This is a genomic window from Flavobacterium sp. LHD-85 (assembly GCF_030929595.1).
Lineage (GTDB): Bacteria > Bacteroidota > Bacteroidia > Flavobacteriales > Flavobacteriaceae > Flavobacterium.
In genome coordinates, this window is the sequence record NZ_JAVFVR010000015.1 from 40,532 (window position 1) to 57,152 (window position 16,621).

Sequence of the window (16,621 nt, forward strand, 5' to 3'; positions counted from 1 at the left end):
TATAAACGAAATTTGAGTTATAGAAAATGAAGTAAAACTACAATTAGTTTTTGTTCGTAAATAAGTACTAACCGTTTTATAAAACCAAATCCTATTATGAAAAAACTTTACATAAACAATGGAAGCTTTGATGCTGTTTTTAATAATTTGAAAGATAGTTTTGGTGGAAACTTAAAAGTTACTGCCAATGAATATAAATTGGCAATTAAATCAAAATGGGCAACAGGAAACATTTCTGGAGTTCGTTTTGAAAAAGAAATGACCTATCTCAATTTTAATCTGACTTTCAATCAAGATGTAAATCTAAGTATCGAATCTAATCCTTTTGCACCAGTGTTTTTTGCATATTGCGAAAAAGGAAATGTATTGCACAGTTTTGGATCTAACGGTGCCATTAAACGCTTAAAAATGCAACAGTCTGGTATTATGAGCAATTCCTCGTCTATAAATAGTGTGCTGTATTTTGAAAGCCACAAACAGATTCAGTTTTCATTGATCGGAATGCCAACCAATAGAAAAGCAAAAGAAGCCGATGTTGATTTTGCCGCTCAAGTTAGAAAAAGGTTTACGAGCGAATCGGGAAATTATATTTATATCGGAGCTGAGAATTTAAAAATAGGAGAGAAGTTTCGGGAACTTAAAGCAATTCAAAAGCGAGGAACGGTTCGTTATCTGTTGATGAAAAACATTTTGAGAGAAATTTTGGAGCTAGAGGTTGCACAGCATAGTTACAATTACTTAACTCCGTTTGTTCCAATTTTAAATTTTGCTATTAAACAGCTGGATGAAATCAAAAAACTTTCAGAAATCAAATTGGGAGCTGTTATGGCGCCAGTTTTATTCTTTAGAAAGAGTTTGCAATCCAGAGCTCTCAAAGAAAAGTTGCATTTAGAATTAAAACCTTATAATCAAAAATTAGCTAGCTAGTAAGCATATTATATTCTTCAATTTCAGAAAAAACAGCTTCTTCCAAGCTGTTTTTTTTTATTCTATTCTTTCTCAAAATAAAGAATAAAATAAACCATTATGAGATTTAAAATAAGCGAAATGCTATTGGTGATAATAATTGGCAGATCGTTTTTAAAAATGCCATAAACCACCCATACCGCAATTCCGAAAGTGAGTGTGCCAAACATTCTAAGCGAAATCTGTTTCACTTTTTTAGTTTTCCAAACCTTCAAAATCTGCGGAATTGTCGATATCGTAACACATGCCCCAGCAAAAAGTCCTATAATGTCTATAAAATTCATTTTTTTATTTTTTAAGGTTCTTAGGTGCTAAGGTAATCGCTGGTTTTATTGTTAGGCTCATTAAGTAGGTTGCAAAAAGAAAAGCTTAGCATCTTAGAAGCTTTTTTAACCCACCAATTCACCGCCATTGATGTGAATAAACTGTCCGGTAATATAACTGCTGTCTTCGCAGGCCAGAAATACATAAGCAGGCGCAACCTCAGAAGGCTGTCCGGCTCTTTCCATCGGATTATCTTTTCCGAAGTCAGATAATTTATCAAAACTCGCAACAATCAGAGGCGTCCAGATTGGTCCGGGAGCAACGCCATTCACACGTATTTTCCTTTTTGCCAGCATAGTCGAAAGCGAGCGCGTAAAACTTACAATTGCCCCTTTGGTACTTGCGTAATCTGCCAAATGCTCGCTTCCACGGAAAGCAGTGACAGAAGTTGTATTAATAATAGAATCGCCTTCTTTTAAGAAAGCAAGTGCTGCTTTAGTGATATAAAAGAAAGGATAAATATTGGTTTCAAAAGTTTTATGAAGCTGTGACGTTGTTATCTTTTCTATTTCGGTCTGCGGAAACTGGGTTGCAGCATTGTTTACTAAAACATCAAGACTTTTAAAAGTGGTATGGCATTTTTTGATAGCGTTTTTGCAAAACTTCTCATCTTTTAAATCACCGCTTATCAGGAGACATTGCTGACCTTCCTTTTCGATCATTGCTTTGGTTTCGAGCGCATCTTTATCTTCTTTTAAATAAACAATTGTAATATTGGCGCCTTCTCTTGCAAAATGTATTGCAACACTTCGGCCAATACCGCTGTCACCGCCTGTAATAAAAGCTGTTTTTCCAAATAGTTTGCCGCTTCCAACATAGTTTTCTCTTATAATTTCCGGCTCTGGATTCATTAAGTGTTCATTGCCTGGAAGATTTTGTTTCTGTTCGGGAAATGTCTGTTTCTTTTTCATAATCTACTTTTTTTAAGCTTTTAATCTCACTTAAAATTAGGCGATAACTGCAAGTATACTTGTCTTAAAAGACATTTTGTTTGCCTCAAAAAAATCAAAAGGAAAGATATTGTGTGAAAATACATCGATTAGTGAAAACAGTTAAAATAATAAGAAATTTCTAATAAGTTAACAATCATTGCGTATGTTTAAAATGTCAGCAAAAGATGGGAATTTTGTAACTATTTTCAATTTAGATAAAAAACCTGCTCGCTATTTTTTTTATACATTTGAGAATTTCCGCATAATTTTTAAGAGTTGCTTCGGTGATTCTATAAAAAAATAAGAAAATTTTTAAATTCACTTTAAATTCAAGAGTTTTGATTCACAACCGATTTAGCTCCAACACGGCATGGTATTAATTGTAGACGATATAAGGGCAAATATTATTGCCTTAAAGAAAACATTAGAGCTGCATAATATCGAGGTCGATAGTGCCGAATCTGGAGAAGAAGCTTTAAAAAAAATCCTAAAAACAGATTACTGTCTGATTATTATGGATGTTCAAATGCCAGGACTCGATGGTTTTGAAGTCGTCAAAATCCTTTCAGGAAATCAACGCACAAAAGATATTCCCGTAATTTTCCTTTCGGCAATTAATACCGAGAAAAAATACATTTTTAAAGGATACGAAACAGGGGCTGTAGAATACATTACAAAACCGGTAGACTCTGATTTGCTGATTCTGAAAGTTAAAACCTTCATTAAAATCTACGAACAGCAAAACGAATTGAAGGCAATGAAAGATCTGCTTTCTAAAGAGATCAAAATCAGAAAAGAGGCGCAGGACAATCTGGAAATCAAAATTGCTGAGAGAACGCGCGAACTGGTTCAGAAAAATGAAGAACTGGAACTCCGAAACCACGAATTGCAGCAGTTCTCCTGGGTGGTTTCCCACGATTTAAATGAGCCTATTAGAAAAATTCAAATCTTTATTAAAATTATAAAAGACCTTTACTTAAAAGCAGACGACAAAGCGATTGATTATGTCGACCGAACTATAAAATCGGCAGAAAGAATGCAGACTTTAATTACCGATCTTTTGGCGTATTCGAGACTTTCGGCGCAAGTTAAACCTGAAAAAACAGATTTAAATGTCGTTTTGCAAGAAGTGCTTGGAGATTTTGATTATCTGATAGAACGCAAAAATGCGGTAATAAAAACCAGCGAACTCCCTACGATTGACAGTATTCCGAGCCAGATGCGTCAGGTTTTTCAAAATTTGATCGGAAATGCTTTAAAGTTTTCTGGAAATGAAGAAAAAGCGGTGATTGAAATTAGTTCTGAAACTATTTTAGAAAAATCATTTGATAGTCCGACTTCACCAGAAGGAAAATTTTGCAGGATTACAGTAAAAGATAACGGAATTGGTTTTGATGAAATTTATCTTGACCGTATTTTTATTATCTTCCAAAGCTTAAATGACCGCCAAACCTACGAAGGAACGGGAATTGGATTGGCAATTGCTAAGAAAATTATAGAAAAGCATAACGGATTAATTACAGCAAAAAGTAAACAGGGAGAAGGTGCAAGTTTTATAATTGTGCTTCCTTTAAAATACGAATAAAATAACTTGGAAATATATGAATGGCAATTTTAAAAGAAACTTATTAATTAGTTCACTCGTCTCACTGCTTGTGCTTACGATTAGTTCTGTAGCTTCATTTATTAGTATCAAAAGCTTATTAAACAGCAACTTTTGGGTAAATCATACTCAGGATGTGATTTATAACCTGAATGAAGGTTCTTCGATTATTACAGAAGCGCAAACTAGCATGAGAGGATATCTGCTCACGGGAGATGAGCAGTTTGTAGAACGATTTAATGAGGCTGAAACCAAATCAAATAGTTATTTTGTGAAATTGGATGAGCTTACAGCAGATAATCCTTCACAGAGAAAATTATTAGAAGAATTAAGCGAAAAACGTTCTGGTTTCTTCAAATACTTAAATAATCAGATTGTAAAAAAACGTTTGAGCAAACAAGCGCTGGTTTTCGATTTGAATGAAGGAAGAAATATGATGAACGAAATGAGGGCGATCATCAAAAAGGTTGAAAATACAGAACAAAAACTTTTGGACGAACGTAATTCAAATTCAGAACGTTACGGAAGATATAGTTTGGCTTTAATTGCCATTGCTTTCTTTATAGCCTTTCTTATTTCTATTGTTTTCCTTATCAGAATTCTGAAAGATTACAACGAGAGGACTTTATTGCAGCAAGAATTAATCAAAAAGGATAAAGAAACAGCTGAAAGACTTCAAGTAATTAGCGGTATTGCCACACAAATTTCTAAAGGAAATTACGATGTTAAAATTGATGATAGAAAAGCCGATACGCTAGGAGCTCTTGGATCTTCTATTCATGAAATGAAAGATTCTTTAAAAAGTTCATTTGATTTATTATCTCAAAAAGAATGGCTCCAATCGGGTGTTGCGACTTTAAATGATAAAATGTTGGGAGAAAAAACCATTCAGAAGTTATCTAAAGATGTAATCGAGTTTTTGTGCCAATATACCAACAGCAGCGCTGGAGTTTTGTATGTTGTAGATGGTGAAGAATTAGCTGTTACGGGAGGTTATAGTTATATTCCGAGCAAAAATAGAGAAAGAATTAAAAAAGGCGAGGGGTTGATTGGGCAATCTATTGTTTCTGGAAAAATGTTGGAGCTAAAAACACTTTCTCCAGACGATATTCAGATTAATTATGCTTTGGGAGAAATAAAACCAACTCATATCGTGGCATTGCCATTGATGGATTTTAAGATTGAAGGAGCTGTGGAGCTGGCTAGCATATACGGATTTTCTATGCTGCAGCTTGAGTTCTTGAACATTGTAGCCAATAATATCGGAATTGCGATAAAAGCAACTCAAAACCGTAAAAGAGTAATGGAGCTTCTGGAAGAAACCAAATCTCAGGCAGAAGAATTACAGATTCAGCACAGCGAGTTGGAAGCGATAAATGCTGAATTGGAAGCGCAGACCGAAAAACTGCAGGCTTCTGAAGAAGAGCTTCGCGTACAGCAGGAAGAATTGGAACAAACCAACGAAGAATTGTCTGAAAGAAGCGTTTTATTAGAAGAAAAAAATACCGAAATCCAAAAGAAATCAGAAGCTTTGGAGTTGACAACTCGTTATAAATCGGAGTTTTTGGCCAATATGTCGCACGAGCTGAGAACACCGCTGAATTCGATTTTATTATTGAGCCGTTTGCTATCTGAAAATAACAATAAAACGATGAACAATGAAGAGATTGAATTTGCAAAAGTGATTCAAAGTTCGGGAAATAGTTTATTGGGCTTAATTGATGAGATTCTGGATCTTTCTAAAATCGAAGCGGGTAAAATGGATCTGGAATTCTTGGATGTTTCGACTAAAGAAATTACAGATAACCTTTACAATCTTTTTTATCTAGTTGCAAAAGAAAAGGGAATTAATTTTGAAATTATTGCCAAAGAAGCGCCAATTGTTATTAAAACAGACAAAATGCGTCTGGAGCAGATTTTGAAAAACTTGATTTCGAATGCGATTAAATTTACTGAAAAAGGAACCGTTTCTCTTGAAATTAAAGTTGATACAGACGATGATAAAATAATCTGTTTTATTGTAAAAGATACCGGAATCGGAATTCCGTTAGAAAAACAGCCATTAATTTTTGAAGCATTCCAACAAGCCGATGGTTCAACAAAACGCAAATATGGAGGAACAGGTTTAGGATTATCTATTAGCCGTGAGCTGGCTAAATTATTGAGAGGAGAAATTATTCTGCACAGTAAAGTTAACGAAGGAAGTACTTTTACATTGTGCCTTCCTGTGTTAGGATTTGCGATCAATAAAATTTCAGTGAATAAAATTCCGCATGCAGAAGAAATCGAAGTAACAACTGAAAGCGATGAGGAAAAACCAAAATACATCAGTGAAGTTATTCCCGAAGAAATTGAAGATGACAGAGACTCAATTGCAGAAGGCGATAAAGTCATTTTGATTGTAGAAGACGATATCAATTTTGCAAAATCACTATTGGCTTTCACTCAGAAAAAAGGATACAAAGGAGTAGTGGCGGTGCGAGGAGATTATGCCTTAAACTTTGCATTAATTTATAGACCTATCGGAATCTTATTGGATATCGAATTGCCTATCAAAAGCGGCTGGCAGGTTCTAGAAGAATTAAAAAATCATTCTCATACCAAACATATTTCGGTACATATCATGTCTTCGCACAAACTGAAACAGGAAAGTCTGTTAAAAGGAGCGGTAGATTTCTTAGACAAACCAGTTGCTTTTGATAGAATTCCAGACGTTTTCAAGCGTATTGAACACATTATAAACAAAGAATCGCAAAAGGTTTTAATTATTGAAGATAACCCGAAACATGCAAAAGCGCTGGCGTATTTCTTAGAAACTTATAATATTAATTCTGAAATAAAAAGTGAAGTTTCGGCAGGTTTATCGGCTTTAGGAAAACAAGAAGTTGATTGCGTAATTCTCGATATGGGAATTCCAGACAAACAGGCTTACGAAATTCTAGATGGAGTTAAGAAAAGTCCAGGTTTAGAAAATCTTCCGGTAATTGTGTTTACAGGAAAAAGCCTTTCTATAAAAGAAGAACTGAAAATTAAGAAATATGCCGATTCTATTATTGTAAAAACGGCACATTCGTACCAAAGAATGCTAGATGAGGTTTCACTTTTCCTTCATTTGGTAGAAAATAAGAAAGAAGGCAATAACGCAAAAGAAAGCAGTAAAAAACTGAATTCTTTAAACAATATTTTATTTGAGAAAAAGGTATTAATTGTTGATGATGATGTGCGAAACATCTATTCGCTTTCTAAAGCGTTAGAAGCATTTAAAATGAATGTGATTACGGCTTTTGATGGAAAAGAGGCAATTAAGATTCTCAACGAAAATCCAGATACAGATGTTGTGCTTTTAGATATGATGATGCCGAATATGGACGGTTACGAAACAGCCGAAAAAATAAGGAGCAATCCTAAATTTCTTAACTTAGCCGTAATCGCTGTAACGGCAAAAGCTATGACTGGCGATAGAGAAAAATGCATTAAAGCGGGAGCTTCAGATTATATTACAAAACCGGTCGATGTCGATCAATTGTTATCGCTGCTTCGAGTTTGGTTATACGATAAAATCTAATCTTAAAAAATCTGTACATGGAAAAGAAAAAAGTATTGATTGTAGATGACGATTCTAGAAATATTTTTGCTTTAGTAAATACTTTAAAAGCAAAATCTTTTGACTGTTTGTCTTGTTTAAGTGCCGAAGAAGCCCTAAAAATATTGGCAAAAGATAATTCGATTGATGCCGTTCTGATGGATATGATGATGCCCGAAATGGACGGTTATGAGGCGATTCCGCTTATTAAAGCCATTCCGTTGCAAGAGAATACTTTTGTAGTTGCCGTAACAGCGCAAGCTATGGCAGGAGATAAAGAAAAATGTTTACAAGCCGGGGCAGATGCCTATATCTCAAAACCTGTTGATGTGGATAAATTACTTCAGATCTTGAGAGAAATTTAAATGAATTATGATTGAAGATATTGAATTGGAAACTCTGATTAATGAAGTTTACGAATATTATGGTTTTGATTTTGGAAGTTATTCAAGAGCATCACTTAAAAGACGTGTAAGCAGGGTATTTACTTTGGATGGATTCAAGCATTTTCATGAGTTTTTGTCTAAAGTTCGAACCGATCCAGAATATTGCAAAAGAATGATTGACGAAATTACGGTTAACGTAACAGAAATGTTTCGTGATCCGTCTTTTTATCTAACCCTTCGAAAAAAAATTCTTCCTTTATTGGGAACCAAACCTTTTATCAGAATCTGGCATGCCGGCTGCTCTACAGGAGAAGAAGTGTATTCGATGGCCATTATGCTTAAAGAAGAAGGGTTGCTCCACAAATCATTATTGTATGCAACTGACATTAATGCGACGGTTTTGGAAACAGCCAAAAGCGGTATTTTTCCATTGCGAATGATAAAAGATTACGCAGATAATTACCGTGAAGCGGGCGGTCAGGAAGATTTCTCAGATTATTATATTGCCAATTACGGGTTTGCAAAGTTTAATGATAATCTATCTGAAAAAATGGTGTTTTCTCAGCACAATCTGGTTTCAGACACTTCCTTTAATGAGTTTGACCTCATTTTATGCCGCAACGTTTTAATTTATTTTGATAATAATCTGCAAAAAAGAGTAGTCAATCTATTTGATGACAGTCTGGCTGTTTTGGGCTTTTTGGCTCTCGGAACAAAAGAAACTATAAAATATTCTATATCTCAAACCAAATACAAACAATTTGATAAAGAGAAAATATGGAGAAAAATAAAAGAATAGCAAATTGTAAAGTAGTTATAATTGGAGGTTCGGCAGGAAGTTTACAGGCATTATTACAGATTTTGCCATTTATAGATAAAGCAATTTCTTTTGCAATTGTGATCGTCGTTCACAGAAAAAACTCAGACGAACAAACCTTGGAGGATTTAATTGCTTTAAAATCAAAAATAGAAGTCAAAGAAGTAGAAGATAAGGTAAAACTAAAACCAGGATTTATTTATATCGCCCCTTCTAATTATCATTTATTATTTGAAAAAAACGAAACCTTATCTTTAGATACTTCAGAAAAAATAAACTACAGCAGACCAAGCATTGATGTTTCTTTTGAGTCGGCTGCAGAAGTTTACAGCGAACATTTGGTAGGCATTTTACTTTCAGGCTCCAATTCAGATGGAACAGTTGGATTGAGGGCAATTCAGTCAGCTGGCGGAATAAGCGTAGTGCAGAATCCGCTTTCTGCAGATATGCCATTTATGCCCAATAATGCCATTTTGCATACAACGCCTGATTTTGTTTTAAGCACCGAAGAGATTTTGGAGTTTATAAAAGAAATAAATCAAGAAGCAGAGGTTGATTAGAAGTGTCACCCCTCTGGGGCTTTTCGGAGACGGATAAATTATTTGCTATAAATATTTAGCTTCTCCGAAGCTTTTTGTCAAGTAAAAAATCACAGGGGACGAAATATTTATAGCAAATTTTTCGGAAACATTTTTTATGAATCCATCCAACTATAATTAACATTTGGAGACATAGATTAAGCTATAATTAGTCCCAGAGGGACGAAATATTTATAGCAAAAAATTACACACATGATCAAGAGCTCCAGAGGAGCGAAATATAATTTTTTTGCATAAAAAAGAGATACTATTTCTCATCTTCAGGAAGAACCACTTTGTTAAGTTCTGCCTCTTTTTCAGCTCTTCTTTGGGCCGCTTTTCCTTTTCCGATTGGAATTCCCGCCGTAACATACAAAGATCTGTTGTACTGATTATTTGGCCCATCGCCTTTCATTACGGTAACAAGGCCATAGTAGTATTGAACCGTAATATTTAAACCATTTCCAACATTCATATGATAGCCGGCACCAAAAGCAAGTCCCGCATCTATGACATGAATTTGGTCTCTAATATTTTTCTTGTAAACTACATCGTCATCATTGATTTCATTTTTAAACTCATCAAATGCTTTAGCTAATAAACCAAATTGCGGCCCTGCTTTGAGATAGATGTTATTTTTGAATTGGTATTTAATTAAAATGGGAACATTAAAATATCGTATTTCACGATTTACATGTCCGCCGGCAAAAGTATTGTCCAGATTTTCATCATTTAAAGAATACACCGGAATATCCTTGGCTCCCATAGGCGATTTTACAATTACGCCAGTATTAATCATCCACGCTGGATTTTTTCTAGATCTCAGATCAAAATAAAAACCAAGATTAAAACCTGGGTTTAAAGCAGAAGATCCCATGTTGGAAATGGTAGAAAAATTTGCGCCACCTTCAAGACCAAATTCTAAAAACTCTGAATTGAGTTTGTCTCCAAATATTAAGGAAATCAAGACTTGGGATCGTGCTGAGGTAATGCAAAAGAATGTGATAAGGATTAGAAAACCTTTTTTCATACAATTTCTGAATTAAAGTCCAAAACGGTACTGAAGACTGCCCAGAACTTGTGTACGTGAGCCTAAGAAACCGCATTCTGCACGAAACATAAGATGTCTGCTGAATTGATATTGAGACCCAATAATAAAGTTCCACATATCTTTAGGTCTTTTTTGAAGCGAATATTGAACAGAAGAGTCTCCTACAGTACTTAGAGCTCCATCAAGAGTTGCTAAGAAAGTTCCCGCTCTATCTAAAGCGCGATCGGCAGTGTTATGTTTGGCAATGTTTACAGGATTTTTTTGTTCAGCAGGTGTTAAACCGTCCCACCAAGCATCTACTTTTGTCTGGTTTTCTGATACTTTTTGAAGACCGCTATCTACTTTAGCCTGTGCAGTAGATACGTCAATAAAATCAGATAAAGGTAAATCTCCATTAGTATCTCCAGAAATATGAACTCTAAAAGCTCCAACCCAAACTGCTATATTGGTGTCTGGCTTCTTGAATTTAAATGTTTTTCCTAATCTTGGACCAAAAATATAAGAGAATGCAGGTTTGTCCAGAGAACTAATATCGGTCCAAGCCATGTTCATATCGAGTGCAAACCAGCCACCTCCAATACCAATTGTTGGTGTCATACCTATACCAAAAGTTGTGGCATCAAAATTTGCTTTGGTGCTGAAATTAGCAATTTCAGACCAATTGTTATCGGCATCAGGAACCCAGATGCCAGCGTTTATTTTTGTTGCCGTTTTGGCTTTTCCAAAAATTCCATAAATATTTAAAAATGGAAGCAGCCATACATCGGGTCTAATAGTAAGTGCGCCAGCTTCAACCGTAGATTTATCAAATCGTACAATTTCATCTAAGTTATATTGCGGACCATGATTAAAACCAATATTTAAATCATTAATAACAATTTCAGATTCCTGCCAAAAATAATTGACAGAAACTCCAGCAGAATAAGGAAGCTTGTAGCCTTTCTGAGCTACTTTTTCTCCCCAGATTGGTAGAGCGTACGGGTATTTTTCGACTTTAAGACTGTCTTTTAATTCTTCATTTTTCTTTCCTACAATTTTGTCGGTATAAACCTGTCCGAAAATTTGCATGCTAAATAGTAATAAAAAGGCTGATATTAGTGTATTACATTTCATTGATTAGAGTGTTTTAATGTTAATTAATTAAACTGCGAAAAATAAATATGTACTAATGCTGTTGTGAGAATCTTTTTATCGGTATGCTAAATAGGCTTTATAATAATTAAAGATTAAGGCTTAATAATGTGTTAATTAGTGTTAAAGTTAACGAAATTTTCTTACCTCCAATAAAAAATGATAAGAAAATGATAAGAAAATGATAAAAGGAGTAAAAATAATTTCTGCATTATTTTTCGTGCTTTTATTTCTAGAATTATTGGAGCCAATTAAAAAAAAATAATTGTATTTTTACAGCTGTGAAATGGATAACAGTCATATTATCAATTTACCTAATGGCATTGTCTAATATGCCATGTGCTGATATGGAAGTAAATAGTGCTATGCATAAAATAGCTCAGTTTGCCTCAGAAGACAATCATTCGCATGATAAAGACAATGATTTATGCTCTCCATTTTGTGCCTGTAATTGTTGTGGCGCACAAGTTTTAAGTTACCATTCTGCTGTAAGTTTTGAATTTCCTAAGGCTTACAATCAAATTTCAGTTGCTTTACCAAGTTACAGTTCTGTTTTTATTTCCAATTTCTACGGAAGTATTTGGCAGCCCCCTCAAATAGCATAATGATTATGCCTGTTCGATAAAGATCGAAAACGGGCGAGAGAGTTGTGGACTTTCCACACGTTTACAGACAATTTAATTGTCTAATTTCTCACGTCATTATATATTCAAATGTTAGATAAAATTATTCAGTTTAGTATACGAAACAAATTCGTCATATTATTATTTACCCTTGCACTCATTGCTTGGGGAAGCTATTCGCTTAAAAAATTGCCGCTCGATGCCCTGCCAGATGTAACCAACAATCAGGTTCAGATTATTACCACTGCACCAACATTAGCAAGTCAGGAAATAGAGCAATTAATTACGTATCCTTTAGAAAGAGCTGTAAAAACAGTTCCAAATGTGATAGAACTCCGCAGTATCTCCCGTTTCGGTTTATCGGTAGTAACCGTTGTTTTTGAAGATGATGTTGATATTTATTGGGCGCGTGAGCAGATATTCCAGCGTTTAAAACAAGCAGAAGAAAACATCCCAGATTATGTAGATTCTCCAGAGCTGGCGCCAATTTCTACAGGTTTAGGAGAAATTTACCAGTACGATGTTTACGCCAAAAAAGGTTATGAAAACAAATACAGTGCAATTGAACTGAGAACCATTCAGGATTGGATCATTATTCCGCAATTGCAGGGAATTAAAGGTGTTGCAGAAGTAAGTTCTTGGGGAGGAAAACTCAAACAGTTTGAAATTGCTGTAAATCCAAATATGCTCAATAGTTTGGGCGTTACGATTACCGAAATTTTTGAGGCTTTAGAAAAAAACAATCAAAATACGGGTGGCGCGTACATCGAAAAAGACCAATACACTTATTTTATCCGCGGTGTCGGAATGGCAAAAGGCATTAACGACCTTGAAAATGTGGTGGTGAAAAACCGTAATGGATCGCCTGTTTTGGTTCGAAATGTAGCGCAGGTGCGCGAAGGCATTGCATTACGTTACGGAGCATCAACAAAAGATGGAAAAGGAGAAATTGTTTCGGGTATGGTTTTAATGCTGAAAGGAGAAAACTCCAGTGCTGTCGTAAATCGTGTGCACGAAAAAATGGCTCAAATCAACAAAAGCCTTCCAGAAGGAGTTGTCGCCGAAGCTTTTATTGATAGAGGAAAGTTGGTTGACAATTCCATTAAAACTATTACAAAGAATTTGTTAGAAGGAGCTTTAATCGTAATTTTTGTCTTGATATTATTCTTAGGAAATCTTCGTGCGGGATTGATCGTTGCTTCTGTAATTCCGTTGGCCATGCTGTTTGCTGTTATTTTAATGAATGCCTTTGGCGTAAGTGGAAACTTAATGAGTCTCGGAGCCATAGATTTTGGAATCATTGTCGATGGTGCCGTAATCATTGTCGAAGCCACGATGCATCATCTTCAAAAATTCAAAAACAAAAAAGAATTGACTCAGGAAGAAATGGACGATGAGGTTTATAATTCGGCTTCAAAAATTAGAAATAGTGCGGCTTTTGGTGAGATTATTATTTTGATCGTATATCTGCCAATTCTAGCTTTAATTGGAACAGAAGGAAAAATGTTCAAGCCAATGGCTATGACAGTTGGTTTTGCGATTATTGGAGCATTTATTCTTTCGCTGACATATATTCCAATGATGAGCGCTTTGTTTCTTTCGAAGAAAACGGAACACAAAGAAAATTTCAGTGACCGCATGATCGCATGGTTAGAGAGCCGATATACGCCTTTGTTGAAAAAAGCCTTAGCATTTAAAAAAGTAGTTCTTTCATTTGCAATCGGACTTTTTGCTTTTGCCTTTATCGTTTTTCAAAATATGGGAGGTGAATTTATCCCCACTATCGAAGAAGGCGATTTGGCTATCAATGCAACCATTATGACGGGAAGTTCGTTGACGCAGATGGTGGAAACTGCAACCAAATACGAACAGATTCTGAAAGCTAAATTTCCAGAAATCAAAACCATTGTAACCAAAATAGGAAGCGGTGAAATTCCAACCGATCCAATGCCAATAGAAAGTGGAGATCTAATTATTGTTTTGAAAGACAAAAAAGAGTGGAGAGACAAATATCGTAATTGGGAAGAAATTGCCAATGCGATGAAAGAGGAAATGGAAGTAATTCCAGGTGCGAATATCGAAATTTCACAGCCGATTCAAATGCGTTTTAACGAATTAATGACAGGAAGCCGTTCTGATATTGCAATCAAAATTTTTGGCGATGATTTGGAGATTCTAGATGCAAAAGCAACAGAATTGATTTCGAAAATAAAGGGAATTGAAGGAATCGGAGATTTAAAAGCCGATAAAGTAACGGGATTGCCTCAGATTACCATCAAATACGATTATGATAAAATTGCACTTTACGGGCTTAATATTTCAGATATCAATCAAATTATTCGCTCGTCTTTTGCAGGTGAAGTGGCAGGAAAGATTTATGACGAAAGCAAAAGGTTTGATGTTGTAGTGAGAATGGACGAAAACAATCGTGGTGATATCACTGATGTAAGCAATTTGTTTATTCCGCTTCCAAATGGTCAGCAAGTGCCACTTTCTCAAGTTGCTTCTGTTGAATACGAACAAGGTCCTGTGCAGGTCATCCGCGAAGACGGAAAACGAAGAATCACAGTTGGATTAAACGTTCGCGGAAGAGATATTAAAAGTGTCGTAGAAGAAATTCAGGTTAAACTAGATAAAAGTTTTAAACTTCCTGCGGGGTATTATGTGACTTATGGCGGACAATTTGAAAATCTGATTGAAGCATCCAAAAGACTTTCTGTAGCCTTGCCAATTGCTTTAGGACTGATTTTGGTCTTACTGTATTTTACTTTCAAAAGTGCCAAACAAGCGTTGCTTATTTTTAGTGCGATTCCATTATCGGCTATTGGAGGTGTTTTTGCGCTTTGGCTGAGAGGAATGCCGTTTAGCATTTCTGCCGGAATTGGTTTTATTGCCTTGTTCGGAATTGCGGTTTTAAACGGAATTGTACTGATTTCGTATTTCAATCAGTTAAAAACAGAAGGCATATCAGATCCGTTTCAAAGAATTCTTATCGGAACCAAAACCCGTTTGCGTCCTGTTTTAATGACCGCAGCCGTGGCTTCATTAGGATTTCTGCCAATGGCATTGTCGACAAGCGGCGGGGCAGAAGTGCAGAAACCTTTAGCAACTGTAGTAATAGGCGGATTGATCTCGGCAACACTATTAACCTTAATCGTTTTACCGATTTTGTATTTACTGCTGGAAAAGTTTAAGCGTAGAGATAATTAGTAAATGAGAAAATTTGATAATTAGATAATTTACTGCTGAATGTAAAAAAGATTTTTCACGCAGATTATGCAGATTGAAGCAGATTTAATTTAGATTTTAATAAAAAAAATCTGCGTTTATCAGCTTAAATCTATTTAAAATCTGCGTGAAACAAAAAATTATAAAAATGAAAAATTCAATATATAAAACGCAAACCAAAACCTTTGTGAACCTTGCGAAAAAAACTTTGCGAACATTGCGGTTAAGCACGTTCCTATTGATAGGTACAGCAACATTTGCACAGCAATCCATAAGTCTAGAAAAAGCCATAGAACTAGCAAAATCAAACAACATCGACTTAAAAATTGCCGATAAAGAAATCGAGAAGCAAACCGTTCTCAAGAAAGCTGCATTTCAGCCAGATCCGTTGCAAGTGCAGTACCAAGGCGGTCAATTTAATAGTGCCGATTTTGACCATAACGTTTCCGTGCAGCAGTTTTTCCCTTTAGGAAATATTACAAAAGCGAATCGACAATTGCAGGAAGAATTGGCAAAGCTGGCTGAAAAACAAAAAGCGCTGTCTTCGTATGAAATCGAAAAAGCGGTTACACTGGCGTATTATCAATATTTGTATGGTGTTTCAATCCAGAAACTTAATTCAGAATTGAATGATATTTATACCAAATTTCTAAAGAACGCCGAATTACGTTTCAAAACAGGAGAAAGCGGCAATATCGAAGTTATCAGTGCTAAAGCGAAAGTAAAAGAAATTGAAACGCAGAAAGCGCAGTTAGAATACGATTTGGCAATCTATCAGAAGCAATTGCAGTTTTTCATACAGACTGATGAAAATATTATTCCTGATTCTAATACCGCTTTGCAATATACTTTTATAGAAAATCAGGAAAACACAAAAGCAGAAACGCTAATGACTGATTTTTACCAACAGCAGATTTCAGTTTATCAGAAAGAAGCGGGAACGTTTAAAGCTTTACGTACCCCAAAAGTCGGTTTGGGATATTTTGCGCAAACAATTAATACCGAATCTTTGTTTCAAGGCTTTACGGCAGGATTGCAGATTCCGTTGTTTGGTGGCGTTAATACAACTAAGGCAAAAGCGGCAGAAATTAGCATTTCACAGTCACAATTGGCTTTGGATAAAAATAAAATGATGCTGCATCTGCAACGTGAAGAATTGAAAAATAACTTCGAGAAACAGCAGAAAAACTTAACCTATTTCCAGAATGAAGGTCAGCAATATGCAAATCAGATTATAGAAACTGCCCAGAAAAGTTATGCCAATGGCGATATGAGTTATTGGTCGTATATCAGTTTTCTGAATCAGGCGATCGATATAAAAAAGCAATTTGCCGAGGCAACGCATAGCTATAATCAGAGCGCCATTGAACTTCAATTTCCAACCATCAAAAACAATTAA

Annotated in this window: 13 protein-coding genes; 9 read left to right on the forward strand and 4 right to left on the reverse strand. The window is 35.3% G+C overall.

The annotated features are described in order from the left end of the window. Positions 1 to 96 precede the first annotated feature (96 nt). Complete coding sequence (locus tag RB618_RS19405; protein ID WP_308070281.1) at positions 97 to 927, forward strand: hypothetical protein; 831 nt, start codon at positions 97 to 99, stop codon at positions 925 to 927. Between the two features lie 62 nt (positions 928 to 989). Here the strand turns inward: RB618_RS19405 and RB618_RS19410 are convergent, their stop codons facing one another. Then, positions 990 to 1,250, reverse strand: coding sequence for a SemiSWEET transporter (locus tag RB618_RS19410; RefSeq protein WP_308070282.1), 261 nt, complete (start codon positions 1,248 to 1,250; stop codon positions 990 to 992). 105 nt (positions 1,251 to 1,355) lie between these two features. Continuing rightward, positions 1,356 to 2,201, reverse strand: coding sequence for an SDR family oxidoreductase (locus tag RB618_RS19415; RefSeq protein ID WP_308070283.1), 846 nt, complete (start codon positions 2,199 to 2,201; stop codon positions 1,356 to 1,358). Between the two features lie 391 nt (positions 2,202 to 2,592). Here RB618_RS19415 and RB618_RS19420 point away from each other — a divergent pair, with 391 nt between their 5' ends. The 5 genes from RB618_RS19420 to RB618_RS19440 are packed head-to-tail and all read left to right on the forward strand — an operon-like array spanning position 2,593 to position 9,171. Then, entirely contained in the window at positions 2,593 to 3,807 is a 1,215-nt protein-coding gene (locus tag RB618_RS19420; protein WP_308070284.1) for a response regulator, read from the forward strand. Between the two features lie 16 nt (positions 3,808 to 3,823). Continuing rightward, on the forward strand, positions 3,824 to 7,390 hold the full coding sequence (locus tag RB618_RS19425) for a response regulator (protein WP_308070285.1): 3,567 nt from the start codon (positions 3,824 to 3,826) through the stop codon (positions 7,388 to 7,390). A gap of 17 nt (positions 7,391 to 7,407) precedes the next feature. Next, positions 7,408 to 7,773 carry a response regulator gene (locus RB618_RS19430; RefSeq protein WP_308070286.1) on the forward strand — a complete coding sequence of 122 codons (366 nt, stop codon included), beginning with the start codon at positions 7,408 to 7,410 and terminating at the stop codon, positions 7,771 to 7,773. 7 nt (positions 7,774 to 7,780) lie between these two features. After that, a complete protein-coding gene (locus tag RB618_RS19435) occupies positions 7,781 to 8,593 on the forward strand; it encodes a protein-glutamate O-methyltransferase CheR (protein ID WP_308070287.1) in 813 nt (270 codons plus the stop codon). Next, on the forward strand, positions 8,572 to 9,171 hold the full coding sequence (locus RB618_RS19440; protein ID WP_308070288.1) for a chemotaxis protein CheB: 600 nt from the start codon (positions 8,572 to 8,574) through the stop codon (positions 9,169 to 9,171). The genes RB618_RS19435 and RB618_RS19440 overlap by 22 nt, the downstream gene beginning before the upstream one ends. Before the next feature lie 286 nt (positions 9,172 to 9,457). Here RB618_RS19440 and RB618_RS19445 read toward each other — a convergent pair whose 3' ends face one another. Then, complete coding sequence (locus RB618_RS19445; RefSeq protein ID WP_308070289.1) at positions 9,458 to 10,219, reverse strand: porin family protein; 762 nt, start codon at positions 10,217 to 10,219, stop codon at positions 9,458 to 9,460. Positions 10,220 to 10,231: 12 nt separating this feature from the next. Continuing rightward, on the reverse strand, positions 10,232 to 11,353 hold the full coding sequence (locus RB618_RS19450) for a hypothetical protein (protein WP_308070290.1): 1,122 nt from the start codon (positions 11,351 to 11,353) through the stop codon (positions 10,232 to 10,234). A gap of 299 nt (positions 11,354 to 11,652) precedes the next feature. Here RB618_RS19450 and RB618_RS19455 point away from each other — a divergent pair, with 299 nt between their 5' ends. The 3 genes from RB618_RS19455 (at position 11,653) to RB618_RS19465 (ending at position 16,621) form a co-directional block, all read left to right on the forward strand. Beyond that, positions 11,653 to 11,976 carry a DUF6660 family protein gene (locus tag RB618_RS19455; RefSeq protein WP_308070291.1) on the forward strand — a complete coding sequence of 108 codons (324 nt, stop codon included), beginning with the start codon at positions 11,653 to 11,655 and terminating at the stop codon, positions 11,974 to 11,976. A gap of 108 nt (positions 11,977 to 12,084) precedes the next feature. Continuing rightward, positions 12,085 to 15,204: a CusA/CzcA family heavy metal efflux RND transporter gene (locus RB618_RS19460; RefSeq protein WP_308070292.1), complete on the forward strand. Its 3,120-nt coding sequence runs from the start codon at positions 12,085 to 12,087 to the stop codon at positions 15,202 to 15,204. A 166-nt stretch (positions 15,205 to 15,370) separates the two neighbouring features. Next, complete coding sequence (locus tag RB618_RS19465) at positions 15,371 to 16,621, forward strand: TolC family protein (protein WP_308070293.1); 1,251 nt, start codon at positions 15,371 to 15,373, stop codon at positions 16,619 to 16,621.